General features: G+C 60.4%; 12 protein-coding genes. 7 read left to right on the top strand and 5 right to left on the bottom strand.

Annotated elements, in window-relative coordinates:
• Positions 1-183: 183 nt before the first annotated feature.
• From AB9K37_RS02485 to AB9K37_RS02475, 3 genes are read left to right on the top strand one after another with little or no spacing between them, the layout of a single operon-like run.
• Positions 184-480 (top strand): virulence factor, encoded by a 297-nt coding sequence (locus AB9K37_RS02485; RefSeq protein WP_072706733.1) that lies wholly within the window; start codon positions 184-186, stop codon positions 478-480.
• 29 nt (positions 481-509) lie between these two features.
• Positions 510-1,439 carry a methylenetetrahydrofolate reductase gene (locus AB9K37_RS02480; protein ID WP_369835408.1) on the top strand — a complete coding sequence of 310 codons (930 nt, stop codon included), beginning with the start codon at positions 510-512 and terminating at the stop codon, positions 1,437-1,439.
• 9 nt (positions 1,440-1,448) lie between these two features.
• The gene (locus AB9K37_RS02475) at positions 1,449-2,414 is read left to right on the top strand and encodes a methyltetrahydrofolate cobalamin methyltransferase (RefSeq protein ID WP_369835390.1); all 966 of its coding nucleotides are present in this window, start codon (positions 1,449-1,451) and stop codon (positions 2,412-2,414) included.
• 72 nt (positions 2,415-2,486) lie between these two features.
• Here AB9K37_RS02475 and AB9K37_RS02470 read toward each other — a convergent pair whose 3' ends face one another.
• The 5 genes from AB9K37_RS02470 to AB9K37_RS02450 all read right to left on the bottom strand — a co-directional run bounded on the left by AB9K37_RS02470 (position 2,487) and on the right by AB9K37_RS02450 (position 8,857).
• On the bottom strand, positions 2,487-3,581 hold the full coding sequence (locus AB9K37_RS02470; protein ID WP_369835389.1) for an ABC transporter ATP-binding protein: 1,095 nt from the start codon (positions 3,579-3,581) through the stop codon (positions 2,487-2,489).
• Positions 3,582-3,603: 22 nt separating this feature from the next.
• Positions 3,604-5,244, bottom strand: a complete 1,641-nt coding sequence (locus AB9K37_RS02465) for an alpha-amylase family glycosyl hydrolase (RefSeq protein ID WP_369835388.1) — start codon at positions 5,242-5,244, stop codon at positions 3,604-3,606.
• A 45-nt stretch (positions 5,245-5,289) separates the two neighbouring features.
• Entirely contained in the window at positions 5,290-6,420 is a 1,131-nt protein-coding gene (locus tag AB9K37_RS02460) for a carbohydrate ABC transporter permease (protein WP_369835387.1), read from the bottom strand.
• A 10-nt stretch (positions 6,421-6,430) separates the two neighbouring features.
• Positions 6,431-7,411 carry a carbohydrate ABC transporter permease gene (locus AB9K37_RS02455; RefSeq protein ID WP_369835386.1) on the bottom strand — a complete coding sequence of 327 codons (981 nt, stop codon included), beginning with the start codon at positions 7,409-7,411 and terminating at the stop codon, positions 6,431-6,433.
• Between the two features lie 93 nt (positions 7,412-7,504).
• The gene (locus AB9K37_RS02450) at positions 7,505-8,857 is read right to left on the bottom strand and encodes an ABC transporter substrate-binding protein (protein ID WP_369835385.1); all 1,353 of its coding nucleotides are present in this window, start codon (positions 8,855-8,857) and stop codon (positions 7,505-7,507) included.
• 258 nt (positions 8,858-9,115) lie between these two features.
• Here AB9K37_RS02450 and AB9K37_RS02445 point away from each other — a divergent pair, with 258 nt between their 5' ends.
• From AB9K37_RS02445 to AB9K37_RS02430, 4 genes are all read left to right on the top strand, one after another.
• The gene (locus AB9K37_RS02445; RefSeq protein WP_369835407.1) at positions 9,116-10,144 is read left to right on the top strand and encodes a LacI family DNA-binding transcriptional regulator; all 1,029 of its coding nucleotides are present in this window, start codon (positions 9,116-9,118) and stop codon (positions 10,142-10,144) included.
• Positions 10,145-10,150: 6 nt separating this feature from the next.
• Positions 10,151-11,476 (top strand): GH1 family beta-glucosidase, encoded by a 1,326-nt coding sequence (locus tag AB9K37_RS02440; RefSeq protein WP_369835384.1) that lies wholly within the window; start codon positions 10,151-10,153, stop codon positions 11,474-11,476.
• 19 nt (positions 11,477-11,495) lie between these two features.
• Positions 11,496-12,473 (top strand): glucokinase, encoded by a 978-nt coding sequence (locus AB9K37_RS02435; protein WP_369835383.1) that lies wholly within the window; start codon positions 11,496-11,498, stop codon positions 12,471-12,473.
• 182 nt (positions 12,474-12,655) lie between these two features.
• On the top strand, positions 12,656-14,986 hold the full coding sequence (locus AB9K37_RS02430; protein ID WP_369835382.1) for a Tex family protein: 2,331 nt from the start codon (positions 12,656-12,658) through the stop codon (positions 14,984-14,986).
• The last annotated feature ends 177 nt before the right edge of the window (positions 14,987-15,163 follow it).

Raw genomic sequence — 15,163 nt, 5'->3', positions numbered from 1 at the left:
CCGCCCGCTTCCCATATCAGACAGATGATCATCATGCGGAACTTTCACGTCCTGCAGCATGGCCACGAACGGTGCCCAAGATTATGCTCAGGTCGCACACACGTTTTACAGTGTCGAAATTTGCACAAGGCGACGCAAACGCGCGCTCTACAACAGACTGCATAGGGAACAGGGAATCGCATCATGCCCGAGATCACCATCGTTTACTGGCGCGATATTCCGGCTCAGGTCATCGTCGGCAAAGGACGCAAAGCAGCGAAAATCCAGCTGCCAGAGCGTTTTGAACAAGCCATCGACCGCGCCGCCATGAAATCCGGCGCCGATCAGACTGACGATTATCTGGCCGAATGGCGCAAAGACGTGATCGACACGCGGGATGGTGACCCCCAGACCCTTGCCGAGGCGGAAGCCGCACGGCTGACTGAGGAGTATGATCAGGCCAAAGTGAAGGCGCTGATTGAAAACGGTGGGCGTGCATGAGCACACCCCGGCAGATCTGGGAGGCCGCGATGGCTTTGTTGAATTTCCGCAAGCGCGAAGACGTGGCTGCACCCACAGTGAACCCCCAAGTCGAGGCTTTCCTTCAGGATTACTCGATCGAAGTCATGCCGCGCACTGCGTCGAAGGTCGAAAACTTCCGCGACCTGCTGCCCGAGGGCACACGCGTCTACATCGCCCACATCGAGGGCACCCCGATCGAGGACATGGTCGAAACCGCAGCCCGTCTGGCAGATGACGGCTTTCAGGTCATGCCCCACTTTCCCGCGCGCATCATCAAAGACGCCGCGACCCTCGAGGACTGGATCAACCGCTATCAAGGTGAAGCAGGCGTCAAACAGGCGCTGCTTCTGGCTGGCGGCGTTGCGCAGCCCCACGGCGAATTCCACAGCTCCATGCAGCTGATGGAAACCGGCCTTTTTGACCGCGCGGGCTTCACCCGCCTCCACGTCGCGGGCCACCCCGAGGGCAACAAGGATATCGACCCCAAGGGCGGCGATCAGAACGTCATGGACGCTCTGCGCTGGAAGACGTCGTTCAACGAACGCACGGATGCCGAAATGGCTCTGGCGACCCAGTTCTGCTTCGAAGCAAAGCCGATCATCGAGTGGGCCGACAGCATCATGGCTGCTGGCGTCGATATCCCGATCCACATCGGTATTGCGGGCCCTGCGAAGCTGCAGACCATGATCAAGTTCGCGGTTGCTTGCGGCGTCGGCCCCTCGCTCAAGGTTCTGCAGAAGCGCGCCAAAGACGTGACCAAGCTGATGCTGCCCTTCGAGCCCAACGAGGTCGTCGCAGAACTGGCCGCACATAAGGCCGCCAACCCTGATTTCAACATCACCAATGTCCATTTCTTCCCGCTCGGCGGCATCAAGACTAACGCGCAGTGGGCCATCGACAACGGCGGACGCTCTGCTGTCCCCGCAAACCAAGACTAAGGAACGCCAATGACCCGCACTGTCATCGAGTCGCAAACCAAGACTGTCACCATCGGCTTTGACGAGCCCTTCTGCGTCATCGGCGAACGCATCAACCCCACCGGCCGCAAGAAACTGGCGGCCGAACTCGAAGCAGGCGATTTCAGCACCGTCGAGAAAGACGCGCTGGAACAGGTCGCGTGCGGCGCCATGGTGCTCGATATCAACGCGGGTGTTGTCTACAACTCGAACCCCAACCCGAACGAGACTGAGCCGCCGCTCATGACCAAGATGATCAAACTGGTTCAGGGTCTGACAGACACGCCGCTCTGCATTGACAGCTCTGTACCTGCCGCGCTCGAAGCAGGTCTGGCAGCAGCAAACGGCCGCCCCCTGCTGAACTCGGTGACCGGCGAAGAAGACCGTCTGGAGCTGGTTCTGCCGCTGGTCAAAAAGTACAACGTTCCCGTTGTAGCGATCTCGAACGACGACACCGGCATCTCCGAAGACCCCGATGTCCGCTTTGCCGTCGCCAAGAAAATCGTCGAGCGTGCCGCTGACTTTGGCATCCCCGCCCATGACATCGTCGTTGACCCGTTGGTCATGCCCGTTGGCGCCATGGCGACTGCAGGCCAGCAGGTGTTTGCTCTGGTCCGCCGTCTGCGCGACGAGTTGGGTGTGAACACCACTTGCGGCGCGTCGAACATCAGCTTTGGCCTGCCCAACCGTCACGGCATCAACGCGGCCTTCCTGCCCATGGCCATCGGCGCAGGCATGACCTCGGCGATCATGAACCCTGTCCGTCAGGTGGAAATGGAAGCCATCAAAGCGGCCAACATGCTGATGAACCACGACCCGAATGGCGGTGCATGGATCGAGTTCTCCAAAGTCCTCGAAGCCACCAAAGAAGGTGCTACCTTTGCTGACGCCGCCAAAGCGTCGATGGCAGCAGGCGGTGGACGCGGCGGTCGCCGTGGTGGTCGCCGTCGCGGCTAAGCCAGACCAAATAAACAAGCAAAAGGCTGGTCCATCGACCAGCCTTTTTCATTTTCACAACACTCTAGCGCGTCAGCGGTAGAGCAGGGATTGACCGTTGTTGAACAGGTGCACCTTTTCGGGTTCCGCTGTCATCCGCATCCGCTTGCCCCTGACGTCCGTATGGATGCCGGGCAGCTTGGCAATCACCGGCTCATGTTCTGGCTTCTGCTTTTTGAAGTAGAGCAGCGTAACCTCGCCCAAGGCTTCCTTGATCTCTACTTCGCCCTCATATGCGTAGTCAGGCCCATCCGTCGCGATCATATCCTCGGGACGGATACCGACCTCGACCTCCAGCCCCATGTCGCTTTCTTTGGTCGGGTAGTTTGACAGGATCGATCCCTGCCCCTCTGGCAGTTCCACGCGGGTCTGCTGTCCCGTCCCGACAATGCGCCCCCCCAGCAAGTTCATCTGCGGCGAGCCGATGAACTGCGCGACAAAGGTATTCTCGGGGCGCTCGTACAGTTCCAGAGGTGTGCCAACCTGAGCAATCCCGCCTCCTGCTAGAACGACGATCCGGCTGGCGAGGGTCATCGCCTCGACCTGATCGTGGGTCACATAGATCATGGTGCTGTCGGGCATCTGCTCTTTGAGTTGCGCAATCTCGATCCGCGTCGCCACGCGCAGCGCAGCGTCAAGGTTCGAGAGCGGCTCGTCGAACAGATAGACCTTGGGGTCGCGCACGATCGACCGCCCGATTGCCACACGCTGACGCTGACCGCCGGACAACGCTTTGGGCAGACGGTCCAAATAAGGCTCCAACTGCAAAATCTTGGCGGCGCGGTTCACGGCCGCTTCAATCTCGGACTTCGACTTCCCCGCGATCTTCAGCGCGAAGGACATGTTCTCGCGCACGGTCATATGCGGATACAGAGCATAGGATTGGAACACCATGGCGATCCCGCGCTGCGCAGGAGGCACGTTATTGACCACCTGCCCGTCGATCTGCAACTCACCGCCGGTGATCTTTTCCAGACCGGCGATCATCCGCAGCAAGGTCGACTTCCCGCAGCCCGACGGCCCAACAAAGACGATCAGCTCGCCCTTCTCGATCTCCAGATCAATGTGCTTCAGAACGTCGACCGGACCGTAGCTTTTCGCCACATCGGTCAGTTTCAGATCGGCCATAGTGTCCCCCTCCCGATCGCGCTTACATCTTTACCAAGAAGCTGGGCTGCCACGGCCCCAGATGGATTTTCCCATCCTCGGCCACGCCGCAGCTGCCCATCTCGGTGTTGACGGTGTGCCAATTGCCCACTGGCCCTTCGATGGTTGCCGGCTGGTCCGACATATTGAACGCACAGAACAGCTCTTCATCTTCGCACACACGGCGGAAGGACAGCACGGTGCCCTCGGCCCTGAGGTCAGCGTGATCGCCTGTCACCAGAGACTGATGCGCGTGGCGCATCCCGATGACGCGGCGGTAGTGATGAAGCAGCGCAGAGGGGTCTTTCTCTTGTTCGGCCACAGCTTTGTTGGCGTGATCCCCCGACACGGGCAGCCAAGGCCGCGCCGCATTCGAGAAGCCCGCGTTATGCTCGTTAATGTCCCAAACCATAGGCGTCCGGCAGCCATCTCGGCCTTTGAACTCCGGCCAGAACTGAATGCCATACGGGTCCTGCAGATCCTCAAAGGCGACATCCGCTTCGTGGAGCCCCAGTTCCTCGCCCTGATAGAGGCAGACGGAGCCACGCAGGCTGATCATCAGCGAGATATACAGGCGCTGCGCCGCAGGCGGCAGGTTCCAGCGGCTGGCATGACGCATGACGTCGTGGTTGGAAAATGCCCAACACGCCCAACCCTCGGCAGCCACGTCATCCACTTGGTTCATAACGCGCACGACTTTTTCCGGCGTCAGCAATTCGTTCTCAAGGAACTCAAAGGCATAGCACATGTGCACGCCCTCGCCCTTGCGCGTGTACTCGCCCATGATCTCGAGCCCCCGCTGCGCGTCGCCGACTTCGCCCACGGTCGCGGCACCGGGGAATTCATCCAAAAGCTCGCGGAACTTCTTGAGGAACGCGAGGTTCTCGGGGCGGTTCTTGGAATAGATGTGGCGCTGGTGGTTATAGGGGTTCACCGACGGCGCGATGGTGTCCTTGCGCTCTTCCTTTGGCAGGGCCGGGTTGGACCGCAATTCGGCGTCGTGGAAGTAGAAGTTGATCGTGTCCAGACGGAAGCCATCTACCCCCCGCTCCAGCCAGAACCGCGCGGCGCTCAGGACCGCGTCCTGCACATCGGGATTGTGGAAGTTCAGGTCGGGCTGGGACACAAGGAAGTTGTGCAGGTAATACTGTTCGCGGCCTGCATCCCACTGCCACGCTGGCCCGCCAAAGATCGACAGCCAGTTGTTGGGCGGCGTGCCGTCATCCTTGGGGTCCGACCACACGTACCAATCGGCCTTGGGGTTATCGCGGGTCTCGCGGCTTTCGATGAACCATGGGTGCTGGTCCGAGGTGTGCGACATCACCAGATCGATCATCACCTTGATGCCGTAGAAATGGGCCGTCTCGATCACCGCGTCAAAATCCGCGAGCGAGCCGAACATCGGGTCCACGTCGCAATAGTCGCTGACGTCGTAGCCGAAATCCTTCATCGGGCTGGTGAAAAACGGCGAAATCCAGATCGCATCCACCCCGAGCGAGGCGATGTAGGGCAAACGCTGCACAATGCCCAAGAGGTCGCCGATCCCGTCGCCGTTGCTGTCCTGATAGCTGCGCGGATAGATCTGATAGATGACAGCGCCGCGCCACCAGTCGGGGTTTTCGGCTTTGCTCAGTTTAGGAACCATAGGGAGTACTTTCTATTGTCTTGAATGCGGCCGGAGGGGACCGCGTTATTTCACAGAACCGGCCAAGAGGCCGCGGACCAGATAGCGTTGCATCAGGAAAAACACGGCGATCGGCACAGCGATCGACACAAAGGCCGCCGTCGCCAGAATGCCCCAATCGCCCCCGCGCGACCCCAATAGGTCGTCAGCGATCTTGCGTGTCATCACCCAGCTGCCGCTGTCGGACGGTAGGAAAACCTTGGCGACCAGCAGATCGTTCCATGTCCACAGGAACTGGAAGATCGCAAAGGACGCCAACGCCGGAAAGCTGAGGGGCAGTACGATGCGGGTGAAAATCTGGAAGTCGGTGGCGCCATCGACCTTGGCCCCTTCGATGATGTCCTTGGGCAAGCCGACCATGTAGTTGCGCAGCAGGTAAATCGCCAGCGGCAGGCCAAAGCCCGTGTGCGCCAGCCAGATGCCGACAAAGCTTTGTCCGATGCCGATGTCGTTGTGCAGTCTGAGCAGCGGGACCAGAGCCAGCTGTAGCGGCACCACCAGCAGGCCCACGACCCCCGCAATCAGCAGGCCGCGCCCCGGGAACTGCATCCACGCCAGCGCATAGGCTGCAAAGGCCGCGATCAGGATGGGGATCACCGTCGCCGGAATGGTCACGGTAAACGTGTTGATAAAGGCCTGCGCCATGCCGTTCGAATAGAGCACCCGCTCGTAATTGTCGGTGGTGAATTCGGGGGGCACTTCGGCGGCGTAATACACACGCTGGCCGCGGTCACTTGGCGCTTCGGGGGTGCGCAACTCATAGCTGCCATCTGCGTTTACAGTCAGCGTCCCGCCACCGCGCAGTTCAGTTTCCTCGCCCGCTGTGACACCGGTTGGGGCGGAACGACTGACACCAAAAGCGGTAATGTTGCCAATGCCTTCTTCGGTGTCCTTCAGGTTGCCTGTCAGAACGTAGACGCCGTCGACCAGCGCGGGCTCCCCGCTGATCCGCGTGGCCGAGGTTTGCTCGGTCGGGAATGGCGCTTGCCACCACGGGCTGGCGGAGATGTCGTCGCGGTCGCGAAAGGACGAGACGAACAGACCGACTGTCGGAACCAGCCAAAGGATGACCAGAACCAATACGCAGATGCGGGTGACCCAAGTCAGGGCCGGTTTGTGTCCAGCGATATTTTCCATGGTCCCCTCCTCAGCGCATTTCTTTGCGGGCTTGGCGGATGTTCCAGATCATCACGGGCAAGACGAGCACCATGATCACCAGCGCCACCGCCGTCGCGCGGCCGTCATCGCGGAACATGTATTCCATCATATAACTCGGCAGGATTTGTGTGCCGAAATTGCCCCCAGTCATGGTGTAGACAATGTCGAACACCTTGAGCACGAGGATGGTGATCGTGGTCCACACCACCAATATGGTGCCCATGATCTGTGGCACCTGAATTTTGAAGAAAATCTGAAAGGGGTTCGCCCCGTCCAGAATGGCGGCCTCGATGGTTTCTTCGGGGATACCGCGCAGGGCCGCCGACAGGATCACCATGGCAAAGCCGGTCTGGATCCACACCAGAATGACCATCAAGAAGAAGTTGTTCCAGAACGGCACCTGCAGCGGGTCAATGGGCCCGTCCGCGCCAAAGAACAGGCGCACCGCGTTCAGCATCCCGATGCTGGCGTCGTTGGCGTAGACGAACTTCCAGATCAGCGAGGCGCCGACGAAGCTGATCGCCATGGGCATAAAGATCAGCGACTTCGCGATCCCGCCCCACTTCAGTCGGTCGGTCAACTGCGCGATCACCAGCCCAAGGAACGTCGCCGCCGCGGGCACCACAAGCACCCAAAGCAGGTTGTTGAACACGGCGCTGCGGAATTCGGGGTCAGCCGCCAAGTTCTGGTAGTTCTGGAACCCGATGAACGTGTCGCCCGTCCGATCATACATCGACCGGATAAAACTGCCGACCACGGGATAGACGAGATAGAGCGTCAGCGCGAAAAGCGCCGGAAACAGAAAGAGCCAAGGGCGCACCGCATTGGCGCGGTTGATGTTGCGCCCTGCGTCATCGTTGCGGGCGGGAAAGATCAACCGGTCGAGGATCAAATTCGATGCGTAGAAATATCCGATGCAGCCGAAGACCCCGATCAGGATCGTCAACACGCCTTGCATGAGCGGGCCCATGGCTTCGTTCCTTCTGGATCAGAATTTGGGGCGCAAATAACGCCGGAGTAGCCCTCCCACAGCGGTGCGCGGGAAGGCCATGATCATATGACCTTACTTAATTTCGTCCCAGCGGGACTGGATCGCAGCGGTCACATCCTCTGCGCTGGCGCCGGTGGTGTAGTCGACCATGCCGGTCCAGAACGCGCCTGCGCCGATCTCGCCGGGCATCAGGTCCGAGCCGTCAAAGCGGAAGGTGGTCGCGCCCTGCAGGATCTCGCCCATCGCGCGCTCGCTGTCGGTGTTATACAGACCGGTGTTCACACCCGCATGAGCGGTCAGGAAGCCACCCTGTGCCATCCATGCTTCGTGTGCGATCGGCAGCTTCATGAACTCGAGGAACACGTTTGTCGCGTCCGACGGGCTGGTGATGCCGAACAAGGTGCCTGCGCCCAGCACAGGGTTGCCCAGATCCTTTTCCGCGTAGCTCGGGAAGTAGAAGAAGTCCGCGTCGGTGCCCACTTCGACATCTTCGGGGAAGAATGCGGGGATGAACGACGCCTGACGGTGCATGTAGCATTTGGGCGGAAGTTCAAACAGACCGGTGGGGCTGTCACGGAAATCGGTCGAGGCCACAGCCTCTGCCCCGCCGTCAGCATAACCTTCGGTGCGGGCGAACCAACCGAATTCATTGATCGCGCCGATGACCGCTGGATCGTTGAAAGGCAGTTCGTTGGTGACCCACTGGTCATACACCGACGCGGGCTGGGTGCGCAGCATCAGGTCCTCGACCCAGTCGGTTGCGGGCCAGCCGGTCGCCGCACCAGAGCCCAGACCGATGCACCACGGGGTGCCGCCGTCATCGACAATCTGCTGGGTCAACGCCTTCAGATCTTCCATGCTTTCGGGGATCTCGTAGCCCATCTCTTCAAAGGCTTCGGGCACGTACCATACCAGCGATTTCAGGTCGGCGCGGTAGAACAGACCATACAGCTGGTCGTTGCCGTCCTGATCCGGATAGGTGCCCAGATCGACCCAAGACTGACCGGCTGCAAAATTCTCTGCCACCCAGTCTGCGGTGCCCTCGGGCAGCGGAGTCAGCAGGCCGCGCTTGGCCATATCTGCCGCCAGACCAGGCTGTGGGAACACGGCGAGGTTCGGTGCAGAACCTGCTTCGGCCGAGATTACGATGTCCTGCTCAAAGCTGTCAGAGCCCGAGTATTCCACGGTCGCGCCGGTCGCGGCTTCGAAGTAATCGAACACCTTTTCCACGCGCTCTTTTTCGTTGCCTGTCCACGGTCCGGTGATCGTAACAGTCTGTCCCGCCAGATCATTTGCATCGGCAAAGGCCTGATAGCTGTCCCAGTGAAAATCACCCTCACCGGGTGCGAACATCAGGTCCTGCGCGTAAGCGTTTCCTGCAATCATCGCAGAGGCAGCAACTCCCGCGAAAAGTACCTTCTTCATGTTTTCCTCCCAAGGTCCACGGCGCAAATTCGAATCCTCTCCAAACAGATCCAAAGCGCTTTGAATGGCGCGACGGTGCTTCAACTTGTACTTTCTGTCAACACCCACAATTCGCATGGTGGCGCAGTTCTATAATAATTCAATGATGTTTTCATCTGCGCCGCAGCAATGCAGGTGCAGCGCGGAATGGACTTTGACCAAACCTACAAAGGCCCGTATTGTCCGCACATCCAAATCGCTTTGGCTGGGTCTAACGCCATGAACCTAAAACAACTCTCGGAGATTCTGGGCCTGTCCCAAACAACCGTCAGCCGTGCGCTGAACGGCTACCCCGAGGTTGCAGAGCGCACTCGCCTGCGGGTTCAGCACGCCGCGCAAAAGCACAATTACCAACCCAACATCGGCGCACAGCGTTTGGCGCGCGGTCGGTCAATGACCATCGGCCATGTCATCCCTCTGTCCACGCAGCATGAAATGGTGAACCCGGTCTTCGCGGACTTCATCGCCGGCGCAGGCGAACGCTATTCAGCCTGCGGGTATGACATGAAGCTGACCATCGTGGACGACCAGAACGAAGAGGACATCTATCGCGATCTTAAAAGTCGCGGCAGCGTTGATGGCATCATCGTGCACGGCCCTTTGATGAACGACCCGCGCATTCCGCTACTGCAAGAGCTTGACCTGCCCTTCGTGGTCCATGGCCGCGCCAGCGATATCGAGATGCCCTATTGCTGGGTCGACGTCAACAATGCCAGCGCGTTCCAGAGGGCCGGTGAATTTCTGATATCTCTGGGACACCGCCGGATCGGGTTGATCAACGGGCTAGAGCATATGGACTTTGCCCACCGTCGCCGTGCGGGTCTGGTCGCGGCCCTAGAGGCAGCGGGAGTCACTCCGAACCCCGACTACTTGCATGCGGGCGAGATGACCGAGATCAACGGCCATAACGCGATGAAGGCCATGCTGGCCCTCGACACGCCGCCCACTGCGGTTGTGGTCGCCAGTTTCATTGCCGCCCTCGGGGTGCGCCGCGCCTTGGACGAGGCGGGTCTGCGGATGGCGCGTGACGTCTCTGTGATTACCTTTGACGATGACCTGTCCTACCTGCGCAACGGGGACAGCATTCCGATCTTTACCGCCACACGCTCGTCCGTGCGACAGGCGGGTCGGCTCTCGGCAGATCTACTGATTTCCCACATTGAAAACCCGACGGCTGCGCCAGAGCACAAACTGCTCGAAGCCGATCTGATTATTGGAAATTCCACAGGGCCCGTCCCTCAGGAGTAGGTGTTTATGAAATTCAAACGCAGCGATTTTCCCTACGACTTCATGTTTGGCGCGGCGACCTCGAGCTACCAGATCGAAGGCCACAGCTTTGGCGGCGCAGGTCCGACCCATTGGGACAGCTTTGCCGCGACGCCGGGCAACGTGGTGCGGGCCGAACATGGCGCGATTGCCTGCGACCACTACCACCGCTTCGAAGAGGATCTGGACCTGATGAAGGCGGCGGGTTTTGACGCCTATCGCTTCTCTACGTCTTGGGCACGGGTCATGCCCGAAGGGCGCGGCACCCCGAATCCCGAGGGGCTGGATTTCTACGACCGCCTGACCGACGCCATGCTGGAGCGCGGCCTGAAGCCCTGCGCAACGCTGTATCACTGGGAGTTGCCTTCGGCGCTGGCAGACATGGGCGGCTGGCGGAATGCGGACATTGCCAAGTGGTTTGGCGATTTCACCGAAGTCATTATGGGCCGCATTGGGGACCGGATGCACTCGGTCGCGCCGATCAACGAGCCGTGGTGTGTGGGCTGGCTGAGCCATTTCGTCGGCGCCCACGCGCCCGGCTTGCGCGACATCCGCGCCACGGCCCGCGCTATGCATCACGTTCTGACCGCGCATGGTACGGCCATTCAGGTCATGCGCGGGCTGGGGATGGAAAACCTGGGTGGGGTCTTCAACATGGAATGGCCGATCCCCCAGTCCGGCTCCGAAGAGGATTACCGCGCCGCGCAAACCTATGACGGCATCTACAACCGGTTTTTCGTCGAAGGCATCTTTAACCGCCGTTACCCCGACACCGTGCTTGAAGGGCTGGAGCCTCACCTACCCCAACGCTGGCAGGATGACTTTGACCTGATCGCGCAGCCGATCGATTGGGTCGGCCTGAACTACTACACCTGCAAACGCATTGCTGCTGCACCGGACACCCCTTGGCCCCACCTATCGGAACACGTCGGGGGCCTGCCCCGCACGCAAATGGGCTGGGAGATTTATCCGCAGGGTCTAGGGGATTTCGTGCGCCGAATGCACCGCGAATACACTGGCGATCTGCCGATTTATATCACCGAGAACGGCATGGCGAACAACGATCACGTGGTTGGCGGAGAGGTGAACGATACCAACCGCATCGCTTACCTAGATGACCATCTGGCCTCTGTCCGCGAAGCCATCGACGAGGGCGTCCCCGTACGCGGGTACTTCTGCTGGTCGCTCCTTGATAACTACGAATGGTCCTTGGGCTATGAAAAGCGGTTCGGGTTGGTGCATGTGGATTTTGAAAGCTTGAAGCGGACACCCAAAGCGTCTTATGACGCCCTCAGGTTAGCGCTATCACAGTAAGCATCCCGAGGACGTCAGAATGGACCAGACCGCCCCCCTGAGCATCGTTGCCGATATCGGCGGAACGAACACCCGCATCGCGCTTGCGCGGGGGACAGAGATCCTACACGACACCATCACCCGTTACAAAAACGCGGGTGAGCCAAATTTCCCGCCCCTGCTAGAGCGCTTCTTGGCCAAGCACCCCGATGCGAAACCAGAGGCGTGCTGCGTGGCGGCGGCGGGTCCCGTGCGCGATGGCCGTGTCGAGATGACCAATCTGTCTTGGACCTTTGACAAGGATGATCTGGCGGCAGCCACCGGTGCGTCGGTCATTGCAACCCTGAACGACATGCAGGCCCAAGGCCACGCCCTGCCATATTTGAAGCCCGAAGCCCTGACCAACTTGCGCAAAGGCGCAGAGGCCAGCCCGCAGGCCGCGATGCTGATCGTGGGCATCGGCACAGGCATGAACATCGCGCCCGTTTACCACAGCGCGTCGGGCACTCTGGTGCCGCCGGCCGAGGCAGGCCACCCCCTTCTGGCCGTGCGCAACGACGACAATCTACGCCTCTGCCAGTACATCGAAAAGCACCACGGCTTCCCTTCGGTCGAGGAAGTCATGTCCGGTCGCGGCGTCGCGCGTATCTACGAATGGCTGTCCTCGGAAGCGGGTGAGATGCAGGTTCTGGAGCCCGCCGAAATCATGAAGCGAGTCGAGGATGGCAGCGATCCCATCGCCACCGAAACCGCCCGTCACTTTGTCCAGATCATGGGCAGCGTGTGTGGCAATCTGGCGCTGACCCTTCTGCCATTTGGTGGGATCTACTTGATTGGCGGCGTGTCGCGAGCCTTTGCCCCCCTGTTGGACCAGATGGGGTTTGAGGAAAGCTTCCGTGATTTGGGCCGGTTTGGCGATTTCGTGGACCAGTTCGGGATTTGGCTGGTCGAGGACGATTTCGCGGCTCTGACGGGGTGCGCATCGCACCTGCAGGACTTGTTGCAACGGCCGCACTGATGCGGTTGGACCTTGGCCCTCGGGCGATGGTCGAGACGTGAGTATTTAGACAAAGCAGAAAGACAGTGCGCGGCGATGGCTGCTCCCGTTTGTGTTTGTGATCAACGGGGGATCGGGAATGGGCTTGGCAGCGGTTCGGGGCTGGCGTATGCCAAAGAGCCAAGCAGTCAAGACGGATCAAGATGGACCTCAAAGCCAAGATTCCCGCCCGCATCGCCAAGGAAATCAACGCCAGCCCTGCGCAGGTCGCCGCCGCGATCGAGCTGCTGGATGGAGGGGCAACAGTCCCATTCGTCGCCCGATACCGCAAGGAGGTCACGGGCGGGCTTGATGACACCCAGCTGCGCGATCTATCCGAGCGCATGGTGTATTTGCGCGAGTTGGAAGCGCGGCGCGAGACAGTGCTGAAGAGCATTCAGGATCAAGGCAAGCTGACCGACGATCTGACCCGCAGTATCCTTCAGGCGGACACGAAGGCGACGCTCGAAGACATCTATCTGCCCTACAAACCCAAACGCCGCACCCGTGCGATGATCGCGCGGGAAAATGGATTGGAGCCTTTGGCCCGTGCCATTCAGGAGAACCGCGCGGCAGAGCCGTCGGCATTGGCCGAGGGGTATGTGACTGCCGAAGTTGCCGATGTGAAGGCCGCGCTGAACGGTGCGCGCGATATCCTGACCGAAGAATTGGCAGAGCGCGCCGAAATCCTTGGCCGTCTACGCGAAATGATGGCGGGTAACGCTCATTTGGTGTCGCGCGTGGTGGACGGAAAAGAGAAGGACGGCGCCAAGTTTGCGGACTACTTCGCCCACTCAGAGCCCTATCGCGGGGTGCCTTCGCACCGTGCGCTCGCAATGATGCGCGGCGTGAACGAAGGTGTCTTGACCACCGATCTAGAGCTGCCCGAGGACGCGGATGCCGATGCGCCCCTGCGTGTTCTGCGCGCGGCGCTCGAGATTGGCGGGCAGCAGCCCGGAGACAAGTTCCTGTCTGATGTGACGGGATGGTGCTGGCGCGTGAAGCTAAAGCTGTCGATCACCATCGACTTGATGACCGATCTGCGCAAGCGGGCCGAAGAAGAGGCGATCAATGTCTTTGCGCGGAATCTGAAAGACCTGCTTTTGGCGGCGCCTGCAGGGCACAAAACAACCATCGGTTTGGACCCGGGCATCCGGACAGGCGTGAAGCTGGCCGTCGTAGATGCGACAGGCAAGGTGCTGGATACCGCGACGCTCTACCCGTTCCAGCCCAAAAATGATCTGCGCGGGGCACAGGCGACCTTGGGCGCCTTGATCCGCAAACATGGCGCGACCTTGATCGCCATTGGCAACGGGACCGCCAGCCGTGAGACCGAGAAGATGGTCGGGGACCTGCTCAAGGACATGCCAGCGCCCAAACCGACCAAGGTGATCGTCTCTGAGGCTGGGGCTTCTGTCTATTCCGCCAGCGCTTTGGCCGCGCGGGAATTTCCCGATCTGGATGTGTCGCTCCGCGGAGCGGTGTCGATTGCGCGGCGCTTGCAGGACCCATTGGCCGAACTGGTGAAGATTGAGCCGAAATCTATCGGCGTGGGCCAGTACCAGCATGACGTCGATCAACACCGTCTGGCACGCGCGCTGGATGGTGTGGTCGAGGATGCCGTGAACGCCGTTGGCGTGGACCTGAACACCGCCTCTGCGCCGCTCTTGGCGCGTGTGTCCGGCCTTGGGCCCGGATTGGCCGAGGCAATCGTTCTGCACCGTGATGCGAACGGGGCTTTTGCGAGCCGCAAGGCACTGAAGGATGTACCGCGCCTTGGGGCTAGAACGTTCGAACAATGCGCGGGCTTTCTGCGGATTTCGGGGGGTGATGAGCCGCTGGATGCGTCGTCGGTCCACCCCGAGGCTTATGCAGTCGCGCGCAAGATCGTCAAAGCTTGCGGGCGCGACCTACGTGACCTGATGAAAGACCCTGCCCCGCTGCGGGCCCTGCAGCCCCAGCAGTTTGTTACTGAAAGCTTTGGCCTGCCGACAGTTCGGGACATCTTTGCCGAGCTTGAAAAGCCGGGTCGTGACCCGCGTCCGGACTTCAAGACCGCGACCTTTGCCGAGGGCATCGACTCGATCAAGGACCTGAAGGCGGGCATGCAGCTGGAGGGTACCGTGACCAACGTGGCGGCCTTTGGTGCGTTTGTGGATATTGGTGTTCATCAGGACGGACTCGTTCATGTGAGCCAACTTTCGGACGAGTTTGTCAAAGACCCGCACGAGGTTGTCAAAGCCGGTGATGTCGTGCGCGTTCGGGTGACCGAGGTGGATGTCCCACGCAACAGGATCGGCCTGTCCATGAAAAGCCCCGATGCGCAAAACCGGCCAGAACGTGGTGGCCGCGCCGATCGCAAGGATGGTCAGCAGCGCGGTGGCAAAGGGCCCAAGGGCGGCCCACGTGGCGGTGGTGGTAAGCCCCGCAATGCGCCGCAAGAGTCGGGCGGCGCGATGGCATCGGCCTTGGCGGCAGCGTTCAAGCGCACGTAAAACCGTCACAATTCCGGAATAGAGACAGGGCGCTGGTAACGGCGCCTTTTCATTTTGCTGACTGGCGTTCCATCCGGTGCCGGTCAGGTTCTGGCTACTTGGACAGAGGGCGCAGGTCGTGCATGCTGAGGTCCGTGGCCCTCCGCTTTTGTGCCGCGATTGAATTTAGAAGACAGG

It is taken from the genome of Donghicola sp. XS_ASV15 (genome assembly GCF_041224595.1).
GTDB lineage: Bacteria > Pseudomonadota > Alphaproteobacteria > Rhodobacterales > Rhodobacteraceae > Donghicola.
The sequence above is the reverse complement of the archived record's forward strand: the minus strand, read 5'-3'. Positions and strand labels throughout refer to the sequence as shown.

Bases quoted from the DNA above. Each gene is read 5' to 3' on its own strand.
- AB9K37_RS02445 (WP_369835407.1), top strand. From the start codon at position 9,116: ATGAACCTAAAACAACTCTCGGAGATTCTGGGCCTGTCCCAAACAACC.
- AB9K37_RS02470 (WP_369835389.1), bottom strand. From the start codon at position 3,581: ATGGCCGATCTGAAACTGACCGATGTGGCGAAAAGCTACGGTCCGGTC.
- AB9K37_RS02465 (WP_369835388.1), bottom strand. From the start codon at position 5,244: ATGGTTCCTAAACTGAGCAAAGCCGAAAACCCCGACTGGTGGCGCGGC.
- AB9K37_RS02460 (WP_369835387.1), bottom strand. From the start codon at position 6,420: ATGGAAAATATCGCTGGACACAAACCGGCCCTGACTTGGGTCACCCGC.
- AB9K37_RS02485 (WP_072706733.1), top strand. From the start codon at position 184: ATGCCCGAGATCACCATCGTTTACTGGCGCGATATTCCGGCTCAGGTC.
- AB9K37_RS02480 (WP_369835408.1), top strand. From the start codon at position 510: ATGGCTTTGTTGAATTTCCGCAAGCGCGAAGACGTGGCTGCACCCACA.
- AB9K37_RS02475 (WP_369835390.1), top strand. From the start codon at position 1,449: ATGACCCGCACTGTCATCGAGTCGCAAACCAAGACTGTCACCATCGGC.
- AB9K37_RS02430 (WP_369835382.1), top strand. From the start codon at position 12,656: ATGGACCTCAAAGCCAAGATTCCCGCCCGCATCGCCAAGGAAATCAAC.
- AB9K37_RS02450 (WP_369835385.1), bottom strand. From the start codon at position 8,857: ATGAAGAAGGTACTTTTCGCGGGAGTTGCTGCCTCTGCGATGATTGCA.
- AB9K37_RS02440 (WP_369835384.1), top strand. From the start codon at position 10,151: ATGAAATTCAAACGCAGCGATTTTCCCTACGACTTCATGTTTGGCGCG.
- AB9K37_RS02435 (WP_369835383.1), top strand. From the start codon at position 11,496: ATGGACCAGACCGCCCCCCTGAGCATCGTTGCCGATATCGGCGGAACG.
- AB9K37_RS02455 (WP_369835386.1), bottom strand. From the start codon at position 7,411: ATGGGCCCGCTCATGCAAGGCGTGTTGACGATCCTGATCGGGGTCTTC.